This is a genomic window from Mesorhizobium sp. LEGMi-168a (assembly GCF_058312955.1).
In genome coordinates this window covers 1-1,011 of sequence record NZ_JBZEGV010000162.1, presented here as the reverse complement: position 1 = coordinate 1,011, position 1,011 = coordinate 1, and the positions used below count along the sequence as shown (strand labels likewise).

At 64.2% G+C, this 1,011-nt stretch carries 2 protein-coding genes; both read right to left on the bottom strand.

Annotated elements, in window-relative coordinates; genetic code table 11:
- Nucleotides 1–397 (bottom strand): substrate-binding domain-containing protein (locus AC4FWB_RS34645; RefSeq protein WP_491030713.1); only part of this gene is annotated, 397 nt, incomplete at its 3' end.
- A gap of 100 nt (nucleotides 398–497) precedes the next feature.
- Nucleotides 498–1,011 (bottom strand): sterol desaturase family protein (locus tag AC4FWB_RS34640; protein WP_491030711.1); only part of this gene is annotated, 514 nt, incomplete at its 5' end.

Below are 1,011 nucleotides of genomic sequence, written 5' to 3'. Positions count from 1 at the left end.
CACGCCGGCCGGCCGCAGCGCCACCGCCGGCATTGTAGATGATGAGCGGAATGCCGGCGGCGACCACGGCCTTGAAGGCCTCATCCATCGATTCAGGCACCCAGTCGGGGCCGACGATGGCGTCCGCATGCTGCGCGATCGCGGTGCGGATCAGGTCGGCCGCATCGGCGCCGAGATTGTCGTAGTTCTGCGGCCCTAGCCAGGTCACCGAGCCGCCCTGCGCCTCGACGACCTTGCCGGCATCCTCGGCGCCGCGCTTGACGATCGACCAGAAGGGATCGTCGGCCTTGCCGCCGATGACGAAGATCTTCGCGCCTTCTGCCGTGGCCGATGTGGCTGCCGTCGCGGCGGCGCCTGCCAGCAGGAAAGCCGCCAGGATTTTGGTGATACGCTTCATTTCTCTCCTCCCATTTGCCGTCCTTCGACGGGTTTTGAAACTGCTGCCTCTGCGCGCTTGCCCTCCCGGCCGCGCGACATGGATCGGTGGCTCGTCGGGCTCAGGCCCGTGCGTTCACACGCTCCCTCTTTTTCTGGAAACGGGCGTCCATCAGGGCCTCGCCCTCCCTGGTGCCGTCGTGCCAGGTGCCGAACCACTTATCGAGCGGGATCACGCCGTCGCCGCCGTAGTTCACCTCGAAATATTTGTGGTGCAGGTAATGCGCATAGGCATGGCTATCGAGGCTCAGGTTCTCAGTCAGCTCGAACTTCTCGAAGCCGAGATGGCCGTTGACGGCGCCGAAGCCGGCGACATGCAACTGGAACAGCGCGACGATCGGGTTGGACGGGATGACGAGGTGCCAGAAGGCGACCGCGTGATAGAGGAACCCTTCCACCGGATGCATGGAGAGCGACGACCAGGGCGACGGATTGATCGAATTGTGGTGGACCGAATGGATCCAGCGATAGAGCGGGCCCCAGTGGATCAGCCGGTGGATGAAGAAGAAATGCACCTCGTGGATGGCGGGCGCGACCAGCACCAGCAATGCGAGGTAGCAGGGATGTTCCTGCCAG